Source organism: Pontibacillus halophilus JSM 076056 = DSM 19796 (genome assembly GCF_000425205.1).
Lineage (GTDB): Bacteria > Bacillota > Bacilli > Bacillales > BH030062 > Pontibacillus_A > Pontibacillus_A halophilus.
Window position 1 is genome coordinate 146,617 of the sequence record NZ_AULI01000009.1, and the last position, 20,976, is coordinate 167,592.

A 20,976-nucleotide genomic window follows, 5' to 3' on the forward strand; every position below is an offset into this window, starting at 1 on the left:
TTCGTGATCACACTTCCATAATGATAGGAAGGATCATTGGTTTGCGCTTTGTCTTGTCGTAAAGGAACGGTGCAATCGTGTCTGTAATCTCGTTCTTGATTTCAGACCATTGAGTCGTACGGCGTTCCATTACTTTCTCAAGATGTCTTGAAACGAGCTGTTGTGCTTCGTTAATGAGGTCTTCTGATTCGCGCATATAAACGAACCCGCGGGATATGATATCTGGGCCGGCAGAAATTTTGAATTCTTTCATATTGATACTAACTACAACGATGACAAGTCCTTCTTCTGAGAGAATACGACGGTCTCGTAAGACGATGTTCCCAATGTCTCCGACCCCGTTCCCATCTACATATACAGAACCAGATGGGATCTTGCCTGCAATCATTGCGTTATCTTTACCAAGGGCAAGGACGTCTCCATTATCCATAATGAAGCAATCACTTGGGTCCATATCAATGTCTTGAGCTAGTTTTGTATGCATTTTTAACATACGGTATTCACCGTGAATAGGCATAAAGAATTTCGGTTTCATAAGACGAAGCATAAGTTTTTGTTCTTGTTGACCACCGTGACCAGACGTATGGATGTCATTAAGAGATCCATGAATCACATCTGCGCCAGCGCGGTACAACATATTAATTGTACGGCTTACGCTCACTGTATTTCCAGGGATTGGAGAAGATGAGAATACTACTGTATCTCCTGGAATAATTTGGATCTGACGGTGTGTCCCATTCGCAATTCTGGATAGGGCGGCCATTGGCTCACCTTGTGATCCTGTACACAGAATAACGACTTCATGTGATGGAAGACGATTAATCTGTGAAGCATCGATAAATGTTTCCTTTGGTGCTCGAATATACCCTAAGTCTTGCCCAATACTAATTGATGCTTCCATACTACGTCCAAACACGGCTACTTTTCGATTGTTTTGTACCGCTGCTTCAACGACTTGTTGCAGACGGTGGATGTTTGATGCAAAGGTTGCGAAGATTAGGCGACCTTTGACTTTGGTGAAGATATCTTCAATGCTTTCCCCTACACGACGCTCAGATAAGGTGAAGTCAGGGATTTCGCTGTTGGTACTATCAGATAGAAGTGCAAGTACGCCTTCTTTTCCGATTTCAGCCATTTTCGTTAGGTTGGCTGGTTCTCCAACAGGAGTAAAGTCAAATTTGAAGTCTCCAGTATGCACGACGTTTCCTGGTGGTGTCTTCACAACAATCCCGAAGGAGTCCGGAATGCTGTGTGTCGTACGGAAGAACGTTACTGATGTTTTGCGGAACTTAATGATGTCATCTTCTTCGATCGTATGAAGCTTTGTTGTTCGCAAAAGACCATGTTCTTCAAGTTTGTTACGAATAAGTCCGATAGCTAGCTTGCCCCCGTAAATCGGGATGTTCAACTCTCTTAATAGGTAAGGGATCCCGCCAATGTGATCCTCGTGACCGTGAGTAATGAATAATCCTTTAATCTTCTCCTGGTTTTGTACAAGGTACGTGTAATCGGGAATGACGTAATCAATACCAAGCAGTTCATTCTCTGGGAATTTGATTCCTGCATCGATTAAGATGATTTCGTCTTGGAACTGAACACCGTACGTGTTCTTACCAATTTCTCCGAGTCCGCCTAATGCAAAAACAGCAGTTTGGTCGTTTTTAACAAATTTCATTTGTTAAATGTTCTCCAACTTAAAGTCTTCGGATTGTTGTTCATACTCCAGGTGGTCACCTTGAAGAAGTTGAATGTATTCAATGTTGATTTGGCGATCGGCTAGCTTGTAACGGACATCTCTTTCAGATTCTCCCTCAATATATAGGGCAGTTGTTCGCTCGCGAACAGGTACTTGTTCAGGCATAGACTGATGAAGTACTTTATAGATCATATTATCTCTCCTAACTTCCTAAATGCCGTATGACGTATGTTGGTTCATCACTTTGTTTGGGTTTAGTATGTTGTTTCCAATAGGGTCCTATCCAAAGGATTACGAAAAGGTTTAAAACCGTGAAATCTTCTTTTGCCTTATTCACAAAAACTAGTTGCTCAACACATAACCGCTTTCTGCTAGGTTTTAGCAGTATGGCATGAAAAGCTAATCCTTATACCGAAAGCGTTATTCATTTATGCCGACCTTATCCCTCTTGACTCTAGTATAGTATCTTTTTCCTCAGAAATGAATAGCTTGACTCAAGAGAATTATGATTTTTTTCGAAAAAGGGGAAAAAAGTAGCTAATTTCACCTTGGTGGAAACATTCGAATTGCGAAATAATGGAAAGGGCTGTAGAGTGAATTTGTATGGGAGGAGAGGCGTAATGGAGAAACGTTTATATGCGGGTCTAGGGGCTTTAGCGCTCATTTGGGGTACTTCATTTCTATTTATTAAATTGTTGGTCGAAGAAATGGGTGTATGGGAGGTTGTTTTCTTTCGGTGTCTCTTTGGAGCAATTGCACTTTGGGTGATTGTAATTCTTAAAGGAGGCATTCGCTTCAGAGCAATGCCATGGAAGGCACTTCTGTTAATTGGGTTAACGAACAATACATTACCATGGGGATTTATTGCTATCAGTGAAACCCAGATCTCATCCGGGCTCGCTTCCATATTAAATGCCACCACACCGCTGATGACAGCGTTAGTTGGGTATTTTATCTTTCGGCGTTCATTACATAAGAAGCACTGGTTAGGAATTGGGGTAGGGTTTTTCGGGATTTTCGTTCTATCAGACCTTCAGTTAGGAACATTAGAGGGAATGAATCTTGCCGGAACATTTACGATGCTGTTGGCTTCATTATGTTATGGATTCTCATCACAGTTTACGAAACGATACGTATCCAACGTTTCTTCAATGGCAGTTGGAGCGATTACACTGACATTTGCCTCAATCTATAGCCTCGCATTTGCACAATGGAATGGTACAATGAATTTTGCAGCCATCGCACAACCGAACGTGTTCTTTGCATTTATAGGGCTTGGTTCGTTTGGCTCTGGTATTGCCATCTTTATCTTTTACTATTTGATTCAGAAAGGGTCAGCTGAGTTTGCCACGATGGTTACCTATCTTGTGCCATTAACTGCTTTATTGTGGGGCAGTGTCTTCTTAGGCGAATCTATCACAGCCCAAACGATAGCTGGGCTCTTATTCATTTTAGCAGGAGTACGTTTATCAACAAGTAGTATAAGTAAGAACAGGGGGAAGAAGTATGACACAACCTATCGTGTTTCTAGACATTGATGGAACCATTTTAGATCATGACAAGAGAATTCCAGCAGCAACAAGAGAAGCTGTAGACCAATTGAAAGCACAAGGGGTGACAGTGGCCATCGCTACAGGAAGAGCGCCATTTATGTTTAAAGATTTGAGAGAAGAACTAGACATCCATTCCTTTGTAAGCTTTAACGGCCAATACGTGGTCTATGAAGATGAAGTAATCTATTCAAATCCTCTTCCAACCAATCATTTAGACGCATTGTACGAAGAAGCCATTGCAACTGGGCATCCAATGGTGTTCTTAAATCACGAAGAAATGCGTGCGTCTGAAGAGGAACATGGGTATATTGCAAATAGCCTCGGTAGCTTGAAGATGGACTACCCAACAATTGATCCAAGTTTCTATAAACAAACGGACATTTATCAAGCACTATTATTCTGTGAAGAAACGGATGAAGCGCATTACCTTCAGAAACACGATGCTCTAGATTATATCCGTTGGCACGAGTATTCAATGGACGTCCTGCCGTTAGGTGGCTCTAAAGCCATTGGAGTTCAGAAGTTTCTAGAGAAAGTGGGCATCCCAGTCGAGCGCTCCTATGCATTTGGTGATGGTCTTAATGATCGTGAGATGCTTCAATATGTTGGAACGGGCGTTGCAATGGGCAATGCGAAAGAGGAAGTGAAGCTTATCGCGGATCTTGTTACTGGAGATGTTGAAGACAACGGATTAAGAGAAGGATTCCATAAAGTAGGATTGTTATAACGAACGGTTCTAAAGAATAAGGCTGTCGGCCTATGCCGGACAGCCTTATTTCAATGAAGAGGGGGTTAAGCTCTTCGAACGAAAATAGGGCTATTCATTCTTTGGCATAATGCTTGAGTTCTAGGATAAGAAAAAAGCTTGTAGAAAAACACGGGGTTTCTCTACAAGCTTTCATTCTTTATCGGTCAACTGGCTTCGCGTTTTCGGGTTCGCTAAACGGATTATCATGATTAATATGATCATAGAACATAACGCCATTTAAATGGTCAATCTCATGCTGGAAAACGATAGCAGCAAAGCCCTTTAGTCGAAGCTTAACTTCTTCGCCATTTAAATCGGTAGCCTTCACTGTAATCCGTGCGTAACGAGGAACATATCCAGGTACTTCACGTTCGACAGATAAGCAACCTTCTCCTGATGAGAGGTAGCCGAGTTCAACGGAATGACTCACAATTCGTGGATTAAACAATCCGTGACTATATGATTTGCCGTTGAAATCTTCAAAGTGTACGGCAAGCATACGCTTTTTAATTCCAAGCTGCGGGGCAGCAAGGCCTACACCTGGACGTAAATCGTATTGGGCGGCCATTTCATCGTCTTGGCTATTCTTAAGGTATTGTAGCATTTCAGTTAGTGTTTGTTTATCTTCTTCAGAAGCAGGCAATGGGACTTCCTTTGCAACTTCACGAAGGGTTGGGTGTCCTTCTAGGACAATGTCGTTCATCGTAATCATATGGGTCACTCCTTTTTGTAGTTCACATAAACAACAGTGTACCATATCCCTCATAAATGGTCGAAAGGTCTAATCCAATAGTAGCTTATGTAGGTGGAAGCGTTTCGGTCCAATTGTCCCAACGTGAAACAACACTTTTTTTCGGGCGGACAATGGTATAAGATTTAACTAGTAGGTTGTAACATCTTAAGGAGGAAAATGAATTGCGCTTAGGTAAACGTCTAATTATGTTCATGGTTACTGCTTTCGTGCTAGTCGCTTGTTCTGGCACCTCCACAACGGAGAAAATGTACGAGCATCTAGAAGAAGCAGTGAATCTTGAATCTGACTTTCGAGACCAACAGCAACCACTTGTCGATCTCGAACAGCAGGAGCAAGAACTGTATAAGCAAATTATCGATCTAGGTTCAAATGACCTTGATCAAATTAAAGAATTGTCCAATGAGGCAATTGGCTTAATTGAGCAGCGTAAAGAAAAGCTTGAGGTTGAGAAAGAAAGTATAGAAGCTGCTAAAGAAGAATTTGATCAAGCGGAAGCTCTTGTTGATGATTTAGAGGATGAAACAGTCAAAGAAAAGGCAGAAAAAATGGTAGAAGCATTCAACCAAAGGTATGAAGCGTACCAAAGCCTTTATGAAGCTTATGACAAATCGATTACTCTAGATAAAGAGCTTTATGAAATGCTTCAGAAAGAAGATTTGAAGGAAGAAGAACTTCAGTCCAAAATTGATGAGATTAACAAGACCTACGAGCAAGTTAAAAATGCGAACGATGAATTCAATACGCATACAGAACAGTACAATCAGTTGAAGAAAGAATTCTACGACGCTGCTGAAATGAATGTGGAGTACGGGGAAGAATCTTCTGATGAAGAAGGCAGCGAAGAAGAAACAAATACTGATGAAGCTAAAGAAGACAACCAAGAAGAAACAAATACTGATGAAACTGAAGATAACGAGCAGTAAAGAAAAAAACCGTCCAATAAAAATTGTTGGGCGGTTTCTTCGTGTTCCTAATCATTCAATTGTAATAATACAGTAAGGAAAAATGACTGATACAGTTTGCTGAATTAGTAAAACAGTTAACGAATACTTCCAAACCGATTGTCATTTTTCGTTAGTAAAACACAAAGTATTTGACGAATTACGTCGACATGGGCTAAACTAACAACTGATTGAAGTTGTACCACTGGTTGTAATAACAATGTATGAAACAGATACTTAATACACATTCTTCTGCATGATTACCCCGTTTCTATAGAGGGTAAACAAAGATGGGGAACAATCGGTACAAATGTTTTGTTAACTTTTTGGCAAAGTTAATAAAGGTTATCTTAATTTTGAACGAAGAAAGGAAGAGGTGAAGAACTTTGAAACGCACAACTGAAAATATTGAAGAGCAATATGAAATGTTTCAAATTCTTAATGAGAACGGCGAAGTTGTAAATGAAGAAGCTATGCCACAACTCTCAGATGAAGAACTTCAAGAGCTAATGCGTCGTATGGTTTACACTCGTATTCTAGACCAACGCTCAATCGCACTAAACCGTCAAGGACGTCTAGGATTCTACGCTCCAACAGCGGGACAAGAGGCTTCTCAGCTAGGAAGTCACTTTGCACTAGAGAAAGAAGACTTTTTACTACCAGGATATCGTGATGTTCCACAATTAATCTGGCATGGTCTTCCACTTTACAAAGCGTTCCTATTCTCTAAAGGTCACTATGTAGGAAACCAAATGGATGGCGTGAACGCAGTAAGTCCACAAATCATCATCGGTGCGCAAATCACGCAAACTGCTGGTGTAGCACTTGGTATGAAGAAACGCGGTAAGCAAAACGTTGCTGTAACGTACACTGGTGACGGTGGTGCTTCTCAAGGTGACTTCTATGAGGGTATGAACTTTGCTGGTGCTTATAGCGCTCCTGCAATCTTCTTCGTACAAAACAACCGTTTCGCAATCTCTGTTCCAGTTGAAAAGCAATCTGCTGCGAAAACAATCGCTCAGAAAGCTGTAGCAGCTGGTATTGAGGGTGTTCAAGTAGACGGAATGGACGTTCTTGCTGTATATGCAGCAACTAAAGATGCGCGTGAGCGTGCAATCAATGGTGAAGGTCCAACGCTAATTGAAACGCTAACTTACCGTTATGGTCCACACACAATGGCAGGGGATGACCCAACTCGTTACCGTACAGAAGAGATGGATAGCGAATGGGAACAAAAGGACCCGCTTGTTCGTTTCCGTAAGTTCCTAGAGAACAAAGGCCTATGGTCTGAAGAGAAGGAAAACGAAATCATTGAAAATGCAAAAGAAGAAATCAAAGCTGCAATTAAAGAAGCAGATGGTCAGCCTAAACAACAAGTTACAGAACTAATGGAACTTATGTATGAAGAAGGCATGGATCAAAACCTTCAGCAGCAATATGATGAATACAAAGAAAAGGAGTCGAAGTAGATCATGGCACAAATGACAATGATTCAAGCCATCACAGATGCGATGCGCACTGAGCTCCGCAATGACGAAAACGTTCTTCTATTCGGAGAAGACGTTGGTCAAAACGGCGGTGTATTCCGCGCAACTGAAGGCTTACAAAAAGAATTCGGAGAAGATCGCGTATTTGACACACCACTAGCTGAGTCTGGTATCGGTGGTATGGCAATTGGTCTTGCACTTCAAGGATTCCGTCCAGTGCCTGAGATTCAGTTCTTTGGCTTTGTATTCGAAGTAATGGACGCAATCAGTGGTCAAATGGCTCGTTACCGTTACCGCTCTGGTGGTACGTACAACATGCCTGTTACAGTTCGCTCTCCATTCGGTGGCGGCGTACACACTCCAGAACTTCATGCTGACAGCTTGGAAGGTCTAATGGCACAACAGCCTGGACTTAAAGTCGTAATCCCATCTAACCCATATGATGCGAAAGGACTTCTAATCCAGTCTATCCGTGATAACGACCCTGTTATCTTCCTTGAGCACATGAAGCTATACCGTTCCTTCCGTGAAGAAGTACCTGAAGAAGAGTACACAGTAGAGCTTGGTAAAGCAGCTGTTAAACGTGAAGGTACTGACGTAACACTTGTTGCTTACGGTGCAATGGTACACGCTGCACTTAAAGCGGCAGACCAACTTGCTGAAGACGGCATCTCTGCTGAAGTAATCGACCTTCGTACGGTAGCTCCAGTAGATTATGAAACAATCATTAAATCTGTTGAGAAAACGAATCGTGCTGTTGTGATTCAAGAAGCTCAAAAAGTTGCTGGTATCGCAGGCAACGTAGCTGCTGAAATTCAAGAGCGCTCTATCCTATCTCTAGAAGCACCAGTTCTACGTGTAGCAGCACCAGACACAGTTTATCCATTCTCTTCTGCAGAAGAAGTATGGCTACCAAGTCACGCAAGCATTGTAGAAAAAGTCAACCAAGTTATTAACTTTTAATTAACGAAGACTAGATAGGAGGTACCAACCATGGCATACGAATTTAAGCTACCGGATATCGGTGAAGGTATTCATGAAGGTGAAATTGTTAAATGGTTCGTTCAAGATGGTGGCGAAGTAAAAGAAGACGACGTACTTTGTGAAGTACAAAACGACAAAGCAGTTGTTGAAATTCCATCTCCAGTAGACGGTAAAGTCGAAAAAGTACACGTAGGCGAAGGTGAAGTGGCTACAGTAGGTCAAGTCATCATCTCCTTTGATGCACCAGGTTACGATGATGGATACGGCTCTGACGAAGCTCCAGCTGAAGAACCAGCGAAAGAAGAGCCTAAAGAAGAAGCTGCTCCACAACAAGACCAAAAAGAAGAGCCGGCTGCGAAAGATGATGAAGCAACTGACAAGCGTGTCATTGCAATGCCATCTGTGCGTAAATACGCTCGTGACAACGACGTAAACATCGCTAAAGTAGACGGAACTGGTAAAAACGGTCGTATTCTTAAAGACGACGTTGACGCTTACCTAAATGGCGGACAAACTTCTGCAGCACCAGCTGAAGAAGCTCAAGAAGCAGCGCAAAGCGAAGAGTCTACTCAACCAGCAGCTGCAGCAGCGCCACAAGGCGAATACCCTGAATCTCGCGAGAAGATGAGCGGTATGCGTAAAGCGATTGCGAAAGCAATGTCTAACTCTAAACAAACTGCACCACACGTTACGCTTATGGACGAAGTGGACGTAACAGAACTTGTTGCGCACCGTAAGAAGTTCAAGCAAGTTGCAGCAGATCAAGATATCAAGTTGACTTACCTACCTTATGTAGTAAAAGCACTTGTATCTACACTTAAGAAATACCCAATCTTGAACACATCTCTTGATGATGAAACACAAGAAATTGTTCATAAGCATTACTACAACATTGGTATTGCTGCTGACACGGACCGTGGCCTAGTTGTACCAGTTGTTAAAGATGCTGACCGTAAGTCCATCTTCGGTGTATCTGCAGAAATCAATGAATTGGCAACAAAAGCACGTGATGGTAAACTATCAACAGATGAGATGAAGGGTGCTTCTTGCACAATTACAAACATCGGTTCTGCTGGTGGTCAGTGGTTCACACCAGTTATCAACCATCCTGAAGTAGCTATCCTAGGTATCGGCCGTATCGCTGAGAAACCTGTAGTGAAAGATGGTGAAGTAGTCGTAGCTCCTGTTCTAGCTCTATCCCTAAGCTTCGACCACCGTCTAATTGATGGTGCTACAGCACAGAATGCTATGAACCAAGTGAAGCGTCTACTGAACGATCCACAATTAATCATGATGGAGGCGTAAAGTTATGGTAGTAGGAGATTTCCCAATTGAACTTGACACTCTAGTTGTTGGCGCTGGACCGGGTGGCTATGTTGCAGCTATCCGTGCAGCCCAAGAGGGTCAAAACGTAACGATTGTAGACAAAGGCAACCTAGGCGGTGTCTGCCTAAACGTTGGTTGTATCCCTTCTAAAGCGTTGATCCAAGCTGGTCACCGTTACGAGCACGCACAAGGTGCGGACGAAATGGGAATTACGACTGAAAATGTTTCCGTTGACTTTTCCAAAGTGCAAGAGTGGAAAGGTGGCGTTGTAAACAAACTTACTACTGGTGTTGAAGGCCTACTTAAAGGCAATAACGTAGACATCCTTAAAGGTGAAGTTTACTTCGTAGACGAAAACACAGTACGTATCATGGATGAAAACAGCTCTCAAACGTACAAGTTCAATAACTGTATCGTTGCAACTGGTTCTCGTCCAATCGAACTTCCAAACTTCAAATACTCTGATCGTGTACTAGATTCTACAGGCGCGTTGAACCTTGACGAAATTCCTGAGAAGATGGTTGTAATCGGTGGAGGTTACATTGGTACTGAGCTTGGTACTGCGTATGCAAACTTCGGTACAGAAGTAACAATCCTTGAAGGTATGGACGACATCCTTATGGGCTTTGAGAAGCAAATGCGTTCTCTTGTTAAACGTAACCTTAAGAAAAAAGGCGTTAACGTTGTAACAAACGCAATGGCTCAAGGTCTTGAATACACGGATAACGGCGTTAAAGTAACGTATGAAGCGAAAGGCAAAGAAGAAGTTGTCGAAGCAGACTACGTACTTGTAACAGTTGGACGTAAAGCGAACACGGATGAGCTTGGTCTTTCTGAAATGGGTATCGAAATGGATGATAAAGGTGTTATCCAGGTTGATAACCAGTGCCGTACGAACAAGAAGAACATCTATGCAATCGGTGATATTGTTCCAGGACCACCACTTGCTCACAAAGCTTCTTACGAAGGTAAGATTGCAGCGGAAGCAATCAGCGGCTTGAAATCTGAAATTGATTACCACGGCATCCCTGCTGTCGTATTCTCTGAGCCAGAACTAGCTACTGTTGGTTACACGGAACAAGAAGCAAAAGATGCGGGTTATGAAGTGAATGCTTCTAAATTCCCATTTGCTGCAAACGGCCGTGCGCTATCCCTTAACGAGAATGATGGCTTCATGAAGCTAATCACTCGTAAAGACGATGGTCTAATCATCGGTGCTCAAATTGCTGGTGCTAACGCAAGTGACATGATCGCTGAACTTGGTCTTGCAATTGAGTCTGGTATGACTGCTGAAGACGTTGCGCTAACAATCCACGCTCACCCAACTCTTGGTGAGATTACGATGGAAGCTTCTGAAGTAGCTCTTGGTCAACCGATTCACATCGTAAAATAATAATGAAAGAAGCCTCAGAACGTAATGTTCTGAGGCTTTTTTTGTGTTTTTTGTCTGATTATAGACTTCCCTACATAGAATGTATAAGACAAGTATACAGAGCGTTACGAGTAAGAGAAGGGGGGAGGGTAAGGATGAAGGTGGTTCTATTGTATAATGTGCTGCTCGTCTACTGGAGTGCTTTCTTATTCGTTGTTCATTTATCTCGTAAAGACCATTTTGTCTTCCAGTTTGTATTATTCCTCTTATGGGTAGTGATTTCCTTGCATGTGACTAAATCTGTGACGACAAGCAAACGATTCGCGCTCCTTTATTCTCTTACGAGTAGTGTCATCATCTTAGGAGGGTATGAGCTGTTTCAAATCCTAGTTTAGTTTCAGAGGAGAGTAGGAATAGAAGGCTTACAGCACTGTTCTCGAGTGGGTAATCGGGTGGACTAACATATACTAACGTGTATGCTCATTAAAGGGCTCATGAGCGCTAAATTGGGGAATAGAACGAGTCTTTTATTTAAGAGGGGATTCCAAGTTTATGCTAAGTGAGAAGTGTGGTATATACGTTACTTAGCATACAAATTCAATTGAAGTGTTTAATCAGCGAGTTGATAATCGATTACTTTATGAAATAGTATTACTCTCCCATACGACAAGGGATAGCGGTCAACACTCTGCTGTCTATCTGTTCCTACAGCAATGAGTCAAAGGTGATTGTACAACCAACACATCGTTCCTAATATACATAACAAAGAATTAACCTAAAGTTATGAGAAAACCCGCGAAGGACAATCCTCCGCGGGTTTTGTTTATAGTGTTACACGTAGAGTGTGACACAGTATGATTAAGATTTACGTTTTTGTCTAGTTAATGGATAACGCTTTGCTTCTTCCTGGAACGCTTTGATGAGTGAGAACACCATCAAGATCATGATAATCGCAAATGGGAAGGCTGCAATAATTGCTGCCGTTTGTAGTGCTCCGAGGCCACCTTGCCATAGCAAGATTGCTGCTGTAGAGGATTGTACAAGTCCCCAGATGAATTTAACAGAGTTAGATGGGTTCAAGCTTCCGTTTGTCGTCTGCATACCAAGCACAAAGGTAGCGGAGTCTGCAGATGTAATGAAGAAAGTTGTAATTAACAGAATCGCAATAAAGGACATGATGTTTCCTAATGGTAGATTGGATAACATCTCAAATAGTGCCACTTCATTACCTGAACTATTAATGAGTTGCATAATGTTCTCGCCTTGGAAGTACTCTTGGTAAATTCCTGCGCCACCAAATGTGGAGAACCAAAGTGCACCAAAGATTGTCGGAACAAGTAGAACACCTAATACGAATTCACGTACTGTACGGCCTTTGGATACACGCGCAATAAACGTACCTACAAATGGTGCCCAAGAGATCCACCAAGCCCAGTAGAAGATAGTCCAAGATTGGGTCCATGTGTTCTGTTCGAACGGGCTTAATTTAAAGCTCATTGATGGAACGTTCTGCACATAGCTTCCGAGTGTTGTCGTAAATAAGTCCATAATAAAGTTTGTAGGACCTGCAAACAGAATAAAGACCATAAGCGCAATGGCTAACACAATATTCGTATTACTTAAGTATTTGATACCTTTGTTCAAGCCAGTTTGAGCTGACAACATATACAAGAAGGTAACAATTAGGATAATCGTAATCTGTAATCCAAATCCATCTTCAAGACCATCAAACATATAGGCAAATCCACCAGAGATTTGTTTGGCACCTAAGCCTAATGATGTTGCTACACCGAAGATGGTAGCAAATACAGCGATAAAGTCTACAAGTGTTCCCCAGCCGCTACTCGTTCGTTTCTCACCCAATAGAGGGGTTAAGATTGAACTGATTAACCCTGGAGCTTGTCTGCGGAATTGGAAATAAGCAAGAGCTAGTGCAATGACAGCGTAAATTCCCCATGGGTGAAGTCCCCAGTGGAAGAAACTATATCGCATTGCTACTTTAGCTGACTCAGCTGTTTCACCTTCTCCAAACGGTGGGTTGTGGAAGTGGGAAATTGGTTCAGCCGTTCCCCAGAAGATAAGTCCAATACCCATACCTGCACTAAAGAGCATGGCAAACCAGGTAATGTAGTTATATTCTGGTTCGTCTCCATCTTTTCCTAACTTAATGTTTCCATACTTCGAGAAAATAAGGAAGATCGCGAAGATAAGGAACCCAGTAGCCGATAGTAAGTAGAACCAACCGAATTTCTCAACTAGAAATCCTTGAATTTGTGAAGTTACAGCATCAAGGTTGTAATCCGGTAAGACTTCCTTTGAAATCGATCCCCATATGATAAAGAGGATAGCTACTGCTAAAGAAAGGAAGAAGACTTTTGTGACATTTTTCATGAGAATGACAATTCCTTTCCTCATATTATTTTGACAATATTCGACCCATCCAACAATTATACGTGAGAAACTTTAATATCTCAAGGTTGAATCTGGATAAGTTGGTATCGCCGCTCTGAGACGTCGGCCAATTCTTCCAAAACGTCGTGGAGTGAAAGAATTTCATATAAGAGGATGGTTTCCGGCGGAAAGTGGTGTCGATATTTCGTCGGATGCTCGATATGTTCGTCTTTCCACTTCCAAAAATCTTCGTCAAGTTGTTCAATTTGTCGAAAATGCTCGACGCTAATTTCATGATTGGGTGTTTTTAATATTTCCCCAATCGACGAGATGATACTTTCGATTACCTCTTTTTCTTCCTTTGTAAACGCGTTTACGTTTAATTCTAAATGTTGAAGGTTGCCTAAATGATACGTAATTTGTTGAAGAATGTTTAGTTTTTTCTGCGCAAAGCTAAATGCCTTCATTTCATTTGTGGAGTGACGATGGTATTTCCACTCTTCTCGTTGATATTGAGAAAGCTGGTATGTTCCTTCCAATTTGATTGTGAGCTGTCGGTATCTTCGCTGCATGGAGGTGTAATTCATCTTAGTTTGATCGAACAGAATGTCTGCTGTTCCTTCAAGAATGTCTGCAGCCTCACAGTAAAGGTCCTTAATGTTGCCATAAATACGTTCTGAGTAGTCTGGCGGTAGCAGCAAGTAGTTCACTAGGGTAGAAACAATAATCCCGACTGAAGTCGTCCCTAGACGTGTGAAGAATGATGTGAAGTAGTCATCTCCGAATTCAGGAATCATCGCCACAGCTGTAATCGTCGCAACGAGCACCCCGTCAATCAACTTTAGCCTTACACAAACTGCAATGGTGAGCATAGCTGCCAATGCAAATGTAATGGGAGATAAACCAAAGAGTCCAAAGAAGATGGCAGCAAGTAATGCTCCGATCGCGGAGGCAGGAAAGCGAACCAACGCCTTCCGAAGGGAGTCCGCTGCCGTGTTTTCTACCGTAACGATTGCCGTAATGACCGCAAATGTAACAGGTAAATCAAATAATAAACAAATGAATGCTGTAAAGAAGACAGAAATCCCTGTCTTTAATGTACGTCCACCGAACAATTTCAAGTATTGAAAATAAGATTTCACTATAATCACCTAATCTGTTTGTACTAATGAGTAAGAACACTCTGTCTCTATTTTATCGAAAATAGCCGAGAAAACCCTCATCTTCAAGGAATGTGAAGGGCGAAGCCCAATGAGTAATTGGGGGATGAATCGCCTTCGGACAAGGGATAGCTTTAGCTATCTCGATTGTCCGACTGTTCGAGTGCTACTTGAATAAGATGAAATATTGTTTGAGTACGAGTGCCGAAACCTTTTTTCTCTTTGTATTCATCCACTTTGTCTAATAATGTTTTTGGAAATCGTAACATAACTGATTGCTTTTCCATTGTTCTTTCCTCCTAAAATCGATATACTATGTATATCATATATTACAAGGAGGTGAAAATCAATGTTAGTGAAAAAAGCGTACAAATTCCGACTATATCCAAATCAAAAGCAAATTGAACTGATTAACAAAACCATTGGATGTTCTCGCTTTGTATATAACTATTTTGTTGGCAAACAAAAAGTTAAAGATGCGTATTGGCATATTGTCAACGACATGGTACAAAACGGTCAACTTACACAAAACCATTGGAAAGGTGAGTTCTTTAACAAGAACCAATCCATTAAATTGATTCGTGAACTGAAAAAACACTATCCATTCTTGAAAGAAGTCGATAGTATCGCTCTTCAAAAATCCGTTGAAATTGTAAATGATTCATATACAAGGTATTACAAGAAACAGAATAAAGAGCCCCGTTTTAAATCAAAAAAGAATCCTGTTCAATCGTATACAACGAAATGTGTAAACGGGAATATTTCTGTTTTGGATAAACATATTAAACTACCGAAACTGGGTCTTGTTCGTTTTGCGAAAAGTCGTGAAGTAGAAGGCAGAATCATGAACGCTACAATTAGACGCAACCCTTCAGGAAAATATTTCATTTCAATCTTAGTCGAAACAGAAATTCAACAATTTAAAAAAACAGATTCAGCAGTTGGTATTGATGTAGGATTGAAAGACTTCGCCACTCTTTCAGACGGAACGGTATATGCTAATCCAAAATTCTTTCGTACATTAGAAGAAAAATTAGCCAAAGCCCAACGGATTCTTTCAAGGCGGCAAATCGGTTCTTCGAATTGGAATAAACAAAAAGTAAAAGTGGCTCGGCTTCACGAAAAAATGGTCAACGCAAGAAAAGATATGTTAGATAAAATCTCTACCGCTATTGTCAAAAACCACGACATCATTGGTATCGAAGATTTGTCTATTAAGAATATGTTAAAGAATCATAACCTTGCTAAAGCGATTAGTGAAGTCTCATGGTCACAATTTCGCACAATGTTGGAATATAAAGCAAAATGGTACGGGAAACAGGTTGTAACCGTAGCAAAAAACTTCCCTTCCAGTCAGCTTTGTTCAACGTGTGGTCACAAAAATAAAGACGTTAAAAGTCTCGCTTTGCGTGAGTGGGTGTGTCCTACATGCAAAACGCATCACCAAAGAGATATTAACGCAAGTTTGAATCTTCGTAACGAAGCACTACGATTAACCGCAGGAGCTGCGGGGATAGCCTAATCCATAACTAACCGATAGGTTGGTGTTCTTAGGAATCCCCCACTTCAATCAGACCGTAAGGTCGATAAGTGGTGGGTAGTTCAAGAATAACACTTTGTAAAAAACAATAGTCTGGAGCTTATCCATTTACTATAATTGAAAGAGTATGACATCTAGAAAAATGTAGGAGGCGAACCACGATATGAAACGATGGCTTCAGACCCTCGGGTTATTTGCGATGCTACTAGTATTGGCAGCTTGTGCAGAAGACACACAAAATGCGCAGTCGGAACCAGTAGAGGAAGAGGAGAAAGCAGAAGAGACGGAAGAACAAAAAGATTCAAGCCAGGAGAGTAGGGAGGAAGAGGCTCAAACTAAAGAGGAAGAAGAATCAACGGAAAGTGACAAAGAAAGTGAAGAACCACAACAAAAGGAATCTTTAGAGCCTATGTACGAATTAACAAATGTATGGAGCTTAAAGCCAGTTGGGGATGCAGAAGAGAAAGCCGTGCTCTTAACCATTGATGATGCGCCAGATAATTACGGTTTAGAAATGGCAAAGACACTGAAAGAGTTAAACGCTCCAGCTATCTTCTTTGTTAACGGTCATTTCATCAACAGTGACGAAGAGAAGGCAGCTTTGAAAGAAATTTACGATATGGGATTTGAAATCGGCAACCATACATACACGCACGCAAAGCTTGATACAATTTCACAAGAACAACAAAAGAGTGAAATCCTTGAGCTGAATCAGGTCATTGAAGAAGTGGTTGGGGAGAAGCCGAAGTTCTTTAGAGCTCCTCACGGCGTAAATACGGACTATTCCAAATCGCTTGCAGCAGAAGAAAATATGCTTCTAATGAACTGGTCGTATGGGTATGACTGGAATGCAGAGTATCAGAGCGAAGAAGCGATTGCGGACATTATGGTCAACACGAACTTACTAGGCAATGGTTCCAATCTACTTATGCACGACCGTGAATGGACAGCGAAAGCCTTAGATGACATTGTGAAGGGCTTACGTGATAAAGGCTATACGTTAATTGATCCTGACACAATTAAAACACCAGCATCAGAATAAGTATGAACAGAAAAGCCAAGTCGCATACGACTTGGCTTTTTATGTATGCTGTTAAAGATTTAATAAGTTCAAATACGATGAACTATAACGAATAGTGGTTAGCGTTATTAATCACAGGACTGACTAGTTTTGTAAATGTATCGAGACTACTCCTTTTCGACTATGAACTTAATACAATTCTCCTGGTGTTTTCGTTTGTTCATTCCTATTTTGTAAAGGTGGGTCGGGAAATGGTGACACTCCTGCGGGAGAAAGAGGTAAGCGAGACCCCGCAGGGTGTATTTTCCCGAGGAGGCTCGGTAGCTCGCCCGCGGAAAGGGAATCATTTCCCGGCCCACCTTGCGCTTATTAAAGCGAACAAACAAGTGCTGTTCCTGCCACTACAGCATATTAAGAATGCCATTTTAGCTCGTCCTATGTTCTAAATCTTCATTTGGTGTCATAAAATGATGAGATAGCCTAATTAGCGTAACACATTTATTTAAAAATGTTATACTTTTATGTTGAAATTATCAGCATCCCCATATATAATAAAGTTATTCAATGAAAGCGCTTAAAAATTTAAGGGGTGATCAATGATGGGTACGATCGTATGTAAAGATTGTCAGGGGATTATTGAGCATTTCGAGTATGAGAAAGTAACAACTCTTTATGGCGTTTGCGGTTGCAGTCAACATGAGGAAGAAGAATAAATCGGTTGAAAATACATGTGAGTAAAGTCCAATTCTAAATGAATTGGGCTTCTTTTTTATGTAGGGGATGTGACATAGGAGAGAGGCGTTAAGTACGCACAAATAAAGGGAGCGGTTACGCTCCCTTTATTCATTAAAATGGACGGTGTTGTTTAATCACCTTAATCCATTCTAACGTTTCATCTTGTAGTCCTTGAACTGGTAATCCAGCACGAATATTCTGAGAGATGTAATCAAGATTCTCTTTGGTAATAATCTCACCAGGCAAGAAGATTGGAATGCCTGGAGGGTAAACCATCATAAATTCTGCGCTAATCCGTCCAGCTGACTCTAGTAATGGAATGGTTTCTGTCTCTGAGTAGAACGCATCCCTTGGAGAAAGAGCCAATACTGGAATGTCTGGCACCGTGACGTTCGGGTCGTATGTGTGTTCTTCAGGGGAGTGAGATTGGGAAAGATCGCTAAGAGCTTGCAGCAACACATCTGTCTCTTCTTCACTGTCACCTGGTGTAATGATACAAAGGATATTGTATAGGTCAGAAAGCTCCACTTCGATTTTGTAATGCTTTCGAAGCCATACTTCAACGTCGTATCCTGTTAGCCCCAACTGTTTGACGGAAATAATTAATTTCGTCGGGTCCATGTCATACGTGGCTTCACTACCTAATAGCTCTTCTCCAACACAATACAAGTTCGGTATCGTATTGATTTGTTTTCTCGTTCTGTTAGCTAATTGAATCGTCTTCGATAGACGTTCGTGTCCATTGACGGCTAGATTTCTTCTAGCGGCATCCAATGAGGCTAGTAGGATATAGGACGTACTTGTCGTAGTTAACATGGAAAGGACCATCTGCACCCGTTCATGGGAGACAAGGCCTTCACGCAGATTTAATACAGAGCTCTGAGTAAGCGAGCCGCCTAGTTTGTGGACGCTTGTTGCTGCTAAATCTGCACCAGCCTGCATTGCAGAGAGTGGCATTTGTTCGTGAAAGTGGATGTGGACGCCATGTGCCTCGTCAACTAAAACAGGGATATTGGCGTGATGAGCAATGTCCACGATTCGTTTTAAATCAGCAGACACACCAAAATACGTTGGGTTGATGACGAGCACACCTTTCGCATCAGGGTGTGCGTGTAGGGCTTTCTCAACTGAATCAGGCGTAATGCCGTGAGAAATTCCAAGTGATTCATCAAGTTCTGGGTGGACGAATATCGGAGTCGCACCAGAGAAGATAATTGCTGACGTGACTGATTTATGAACATTCCTCGGCACAATCAGCTTGTCGCCAGGTCCACAGACAGCCATAATCATGGCCATAATGGCCCCACTAGTTCCTTGTATAGAGAAGTAGGTATAGTCAGCTCCAAACGCTTCTGCTGCTAGTTCTTGTGCTTCTTGAATCATACCGTGTGGATGATGAAGGTCATCGAGTGGACTGATGTTGATTAAATCTATGGCTAAGGCGTCCGAACCGATTAATTCTCGAAATTCAGGGTCCATTCCTTTTCCGGTTTTATGCCCTGGGATATGAAATTGATAAGGCTTTCTGTTCGCATGCTTCTTCAACCCGGTTAATAGCGGGGTTCGTTGTTGAGACAAATTTCAACACCTCTTACATAATGTCTTAAAGCATTTGAATTATAGCAGAGTGCGTAGGGAATTACTAGCTTCTTACAGAATGATTGTACAGAAGGAATTTTAGGATGGAGGGGAACTGATGCGTGTACAGACGAGAGTTACGGAACTATTAGGGATTGAATATCCAATCCTTCAAGGGGGATTAGCTCATCTGGCTTACTCTGAACTAGCTTCTGCTGTCAGTAATGCAGGAGGATTAGGGCAAATTACAGCGATGAGCTTAGAAGAACCGAAACGATTACGAGAAGAGATTCTAGCGTTACAGAAGAAGACGACGAAACCGTTTGGTGTGAATTTCGCTATTGGTCAGCATGGGAGGCGTTATGAGGAGTTTTTAGAAGTCGCTTTAGAAGAACAAGTTCCGGTATTAACGATAACAGGCGGCAATCCAAAACCCCTTCTACAAGCCGTGGAAGGTAAGGGGATTGTCACGCTTGTGTTAGTAGCTTCTGTACGACAAGCAATCAAGGCGGAGGAGCTAGGTGCGGATGCGGTCATGGTCGTTGGGCATGAGGGGGGAGGTCACCTTGGCAGAGATGATGTGGGGACGATGGTCCTTACGCCTTCAGTGGTTGATAGAGTGGATATCCCTGTAATCGCATCTGGTGGGATATCAGATGGAAGGGGGTTCATGGCAGCTCTTGCCCTTGGCGCGGAGGGGATTGAAATGGGGACGAGGTTTATTGCGACTAAGGAATGTGTACACGCCCACGAGCGCTATAAACAAGATTTACTTGCTAGTGATAGCACATCAACGACGGTTATTAAACGAAGCCTAGGTACTCCAGCAAGAGCATTGAGCAACACATGGACAGAACGCATCTTACAGCTTGAAAAAGACGAACCTGGTTTCTCTGTGTTACAATCGTATATCGATGGACAAGCGAACAAACGCTATATTTATGATGGAGATGAGCAGAATGGGTTTGGCTGGGCTGGCCAAGTTGCAGGGCGGATCCATGATGTGCCCTCGGTCCAGATGCTTTTCTCACGTATCATTGAAGAAGCCTCATCCATTAGAGAGAAATGGGGCATGTAGGGAGGACGTTTTATAATGAGTGAACAGTACAATTATCCAATTGATGTTGAACATTGGTCTACAGAAGAAGTTATTGATGTGATTAATTTCTATCACATAATTGAGAAAGCATATGAAGAGGGGATTAAGCGCAGTGATTTAATGATGGCATATACTCGATTTAAGCAAATTGTTCCTTCAAAGAGCGAAGAAAAAAAGCTAGGAGAAGAATTTCAGCAACAATCTGGTTACTCCATTTACAAAGCAGTGAAAGAGGCAAAACAAACTGAAGAAGAAGGTTACGTGAAGTTATAAATAAAGGTTCTAAGTCAATTGTTGGGGTAGGAGGCAAACTCCTGCCCCTTAACCAACTTGAAAGTCTTTTGTATGTTTGTATTGATGATGCAGAAGAATCTTCAATCGGAAACGGTCATACCTTCGGAATCCGAACGCATCTCGCTTAATAACCTTCGTTTGATTGTTCAACCCTTCTACGAATCCGTTGCTATAGTTGAACGCAAAGCTGTTCAAAATCTCTGGTTGCCAGTTCTTCAACGTTTTTATCCCCTGAATAAACTCCGAAAGCCCAGCTTGATTCACTTTCTCATAAAAGGCCTGTAACGCTTCTTTAAC

Annotated in this window: 22 protein-coding genes; 14 read left to right on the forward strand and 8 right to left on the reverse strand. The window is 41.8% G+C overall.

Annotation, left to right across the window (positions count from 1 at the left end; genetic code table 11):
- Positions 1-7: 7 nt before the first annotated feature.
- Together rnjA and H513_RS21965 are read right to left on the reverse strand one after the other, a co-directional pair.
- A complete protein-coding gene (rnjA, locus tag H513_RS0110630; protein ID WP_026800732.1) occupies positions 8-1,675 on the reverse strand; it encodes a ribonuclease J1 in 1,668 nt (555 codons plus the stop codon).
- Between the two features lie 3 nt (positions 1,676-1,678).
- Entirely contained in the window at positions 1,679-1,888 is a 210-nt protein-coding gene (locus H513_RS21965; RefSeq protein ID WP_026800733.1) for a DNA-dependent RNA polymerase subunit epsilon, read from the reverse strand.
- Positions 1,889-2,316: 428 nt separating this feature from the next.
- Between H513_RS21965 and H513_RS20060 the strand changes: the two genes are divergently transcribed.
- Both H513_RS20060 and H513_RS0110645 read left to right on the forward strand, forming a co-directional pair.
- Entirely contained in the window at positions 2,317-3,234 is a 918-nt protein-coding gene (locus tag H513_RS20060; protein ID WP_036769935.1) for a DMT family transporter, read from the forward strand.
- A complete protein-coding gene (locus H513_RS0110645; protein ID WP_026800734.1) occupies positions 3,203-3,976 on the forward strand; it encodes a Cof-type HAD-IIB family hydrolase in 774 nt (257 codons plus the stop codon). The genes H513_RS20060 and H513_RS0110645 overlap by 32 nt, the downstream gene beginning before the upstream one ends.
- A 178-nt stretch (positions 3,977-4,154) precedes the next feature.
- Here H513_RS0110645 and def read toward each other — a convergent pair whose 3' ends face one another.
- Positions 4,155-4,709, reverse strand: coding sequence for a peptide deformylase (gene def, locus H513_RS0110650; RefSeq protein WP_026800735.1), 555 nt, complete (start codon positions 4,707-4,709; stop codon positions 4,155-4,157).
- 203 nt (positions 4,710-4,912) lie between these two features.
- Here def and H513_RS20065 point away from each other — a divergent pair, with 203 nt between their 5' ends.
- From H513_RS20065 to H513_RS0110680, 6 genes are all read left to right on the forward strand, one after another.
- Entirely contained in the window at positions 4,913-5,674 is a 762-nt protein-coding gene (locus H513_RS20065) for a YkyA family protein (protein WP_330981687.1), read from the forward strand.
- A gap of 443 nt (positions 5,675-6,117) precedes the next feature.
- The gene (gene pdhA, locus H513_RS0110660) at positions 6,118-7,161 is read left to right on the forward strand and encodes a pyruvate dehydrogenase (acetyl-transferring) E1 component subunit alpha (protein WP_154655230.1); all 1,044 of its coding nucleotides are present in this window, start codon (positions 6,118-6,120) and stop codon (positions 7,159-7,161) included.
- A 3-nt stretch (positions 7,162-7,164) separates the two neighbouring features.
- Complete coding sequence (locus tag H513_RS0110665; protein WP_026800737.1) at positions 7,165-8,142, forward strand: alpha-ketoacid dehydrogenase subunit beta; 978 nt, start codon at positions 7,165-7,167, stop codon at positions 8,140-8,142.
- Between the two features lie 30 nt (positions 8,143-8,172).
- On the forward strand, positions 8,173-9,468 hold the full coding sequence (locus tag H513_RS0110670; protein WP_026800738.1) for a dihydrolipoamide acetyltransferase family protein: 1,296 nt from the start codon (positions 8,173-8,175) through the stop codon (positions 9,466-9,468).
- A 4-nt stretch (positions 9,469-9,472) separates the two neighbouring features.
- On the forward strand, positions 9,473-10,882 hold the full coding sequence (gene lpdA, locus H513_RS0110675; protein ID WP_026800739.1) for a dihydrolipoyl dehydrogenase: 1,410 nt from the start codon (positions 9,473-9,475) through the stop codon (positions 10,880-10,882).
- A 134-nt stretch (positions 10,883-11,016) separates the two neighbouring features.
- On the forward strand, positions 11,017-11,256 hold the full coding sequence (locus H513_RS0110680) for a hypothetical protein (RefSeq protein ID WP_026800740.1): 240 nt from the start codon (positions 11,017-11,019) through the stop codon (positions 11,254-11,256).
- A 463-nt stretch (positions 11,257-11,719) separates the two neighbouring features.
- Here H513_RS0110680 and H513_RS0110685 read toward each other — a convergent pair whose 3' ends face one another.
- The 3 genes from H513_RS0110685 to H513_RS21905 all read right to left on the reverse strand — a co-directional run bounded on the left by H513_RS0110685 (position 11,720) and on the right by H513_RS21905 (position 14,699).
- The gene (locus tag H513_RS0110685; protein ID WP_026800741.1) at positions 11,720-13,252 is read right to left on the reverse strand and encodes a glycine betaine uptake BCCT transporter; all 1,533 of its coding nucleotides are present in this window, start codon (positions 13,250-13,252) and stop codon (positions 11,720-11,722) included.
- Between the two features lie 80 nt (positions 13,253-13,332).
- Positions 13,333-14,394 carry an FUSC family protein gene (locus H513_RS0110690; RefSeq protein ID WP_051239889.1) on the reverse strand — a complete coding sequence of 354 codons (1,062 nt, stop codon included), beginning with the start codon at positions 14,392-14,394 and terminating at the stop codon, positions 13,333-13,335.
- Positions 14,395-14,546: 152 nt separating this feature from the next.
- Entirely contained in the window at positions 14,547-14,699 is a 153-nt protein-coding gene (locus H513_RS21905; RefSeq protein WP_010170315.1) for a ribbon-helix-helix domain-containing protein, read from the reverse strand.
- 62 nt (positions 14,700-14,761) lie between these two features.
- On the opposite strand from H513_RS21905, the gene tnpB reads away from it, so the two are divergent.
- From tnpB to H513_RS21255, 4 genes are all read left to right on the forward strand, one after another.
- Positions 14,762-15,934 carry an IS200/IS605 family element RNA-guided endonuclease TnpB gene (gene tnpB / locus H513_RS0110700; RefSeq protein ID WP_026800743.1) on the forward strand — a complete coding sequence of 391 codons (1,173 nt, stop codon included), beginning with the start codon at positions 14,762-14,764 and terminating at the stop codon, positions 15,932-15,934.
- 181 nt (positions 15,935-16,115) lie between these two features.
- Positions 16,116-16,994: a polysaccharide deacetylase family protein gene (locus H513_RS0110705; protein WP_026800744.1), complete on the forward strand. Its 879-nt coding sequence runs from the start codon at positions 16,116-16,118 to the stop codon at positions 16,992-16,994.
- A gap of 230 nt (positions 16,995-17,224) precedes the next feature.
- Positions 17,225-17,419 carry a hypothetical protein gene (locus H513_RS0110710; RefSeq protein ID WP_026800745.1) on the forward strand — a complete coding sequence of 65 codons (195 nt, stop codon included), beginning with the start codon at positions 17,225-17,227 and terminating at the stop codon, positions 17,417-17,419.
- Positions 17,420-17,572: 153 nt separating this feature from the next.
- Positions 17,573-17,686 carry a GapA-binding peptide SR1P gene (locus tag H513_RS21255; RefSeq protein WP_081658256.1) on the forward strand — a complete coding sequence of 38 codons (114 nt, stop codon included), beginning with the start codon at positions 17,573-17,575 and terminating at the stop codon, positions 17,684-17,686.
- 133 nt (positions 17,687-17,819) lie between these two features.
- On the opposite strand, the gene H513_RS0110720 is transcribed toward H513_RS21255, so the two are convergent.
- Positions 17,820-19,286: an aminotransferase class I/II-fold pyridoxal phosphate-dependent enzyme gene (locus H513_RS0110720; RefSeq protein ID WP_026800746.1), complete on the reverse strand. Its 1,467-nt coding sequence runs from the start codon at positions 19,284-19,286 to the stop codon at positions 17,820-17,822.
- Between the two features lie 118 nt (positions 19,287-19,404).
- Between H513_RS0110720 and H513_RS0110725 the strand changes: the two genes are divergently transcribed.
- Together H513_RS0110725 and H513_RS0110730 are read left to right on the forward strand one after the other, a co-directional pair.
- On the forward strand, positions 19,405-20,364 hold the full coding sequence (locus H513_RS0110725; protein ID WP_026800747.1) for an NAD(P)H-dependent flavin oxidoreductase: 960 nt from the start codon (positions 19,405-19,407) through the stop codon (positions 20,362-20,364).
- A gap of 15 nt (positions 20,365-20,379) precedes the next feature.
- Entirely contained in the window at positions 20,380-20,658 is a 279-nt protein-coding gene (locus tag H513_RS0110730) for a UPF0223 family protein (RefSeq protein ID WP_036769933.1), read from the forward strand.
- Between the two features lie 48 nt (positions 20,659-20,706).
- Here H513_RS0110730 and H513_RS0110735 read toward each other — a convergent pair.
- On the reverse strand, positions 20,707-20,976 hold a 270-nt coding region (locus tag H513_RS0110735), incomplete at its 5' end, for a transposase (protein ID WP_026800749.1).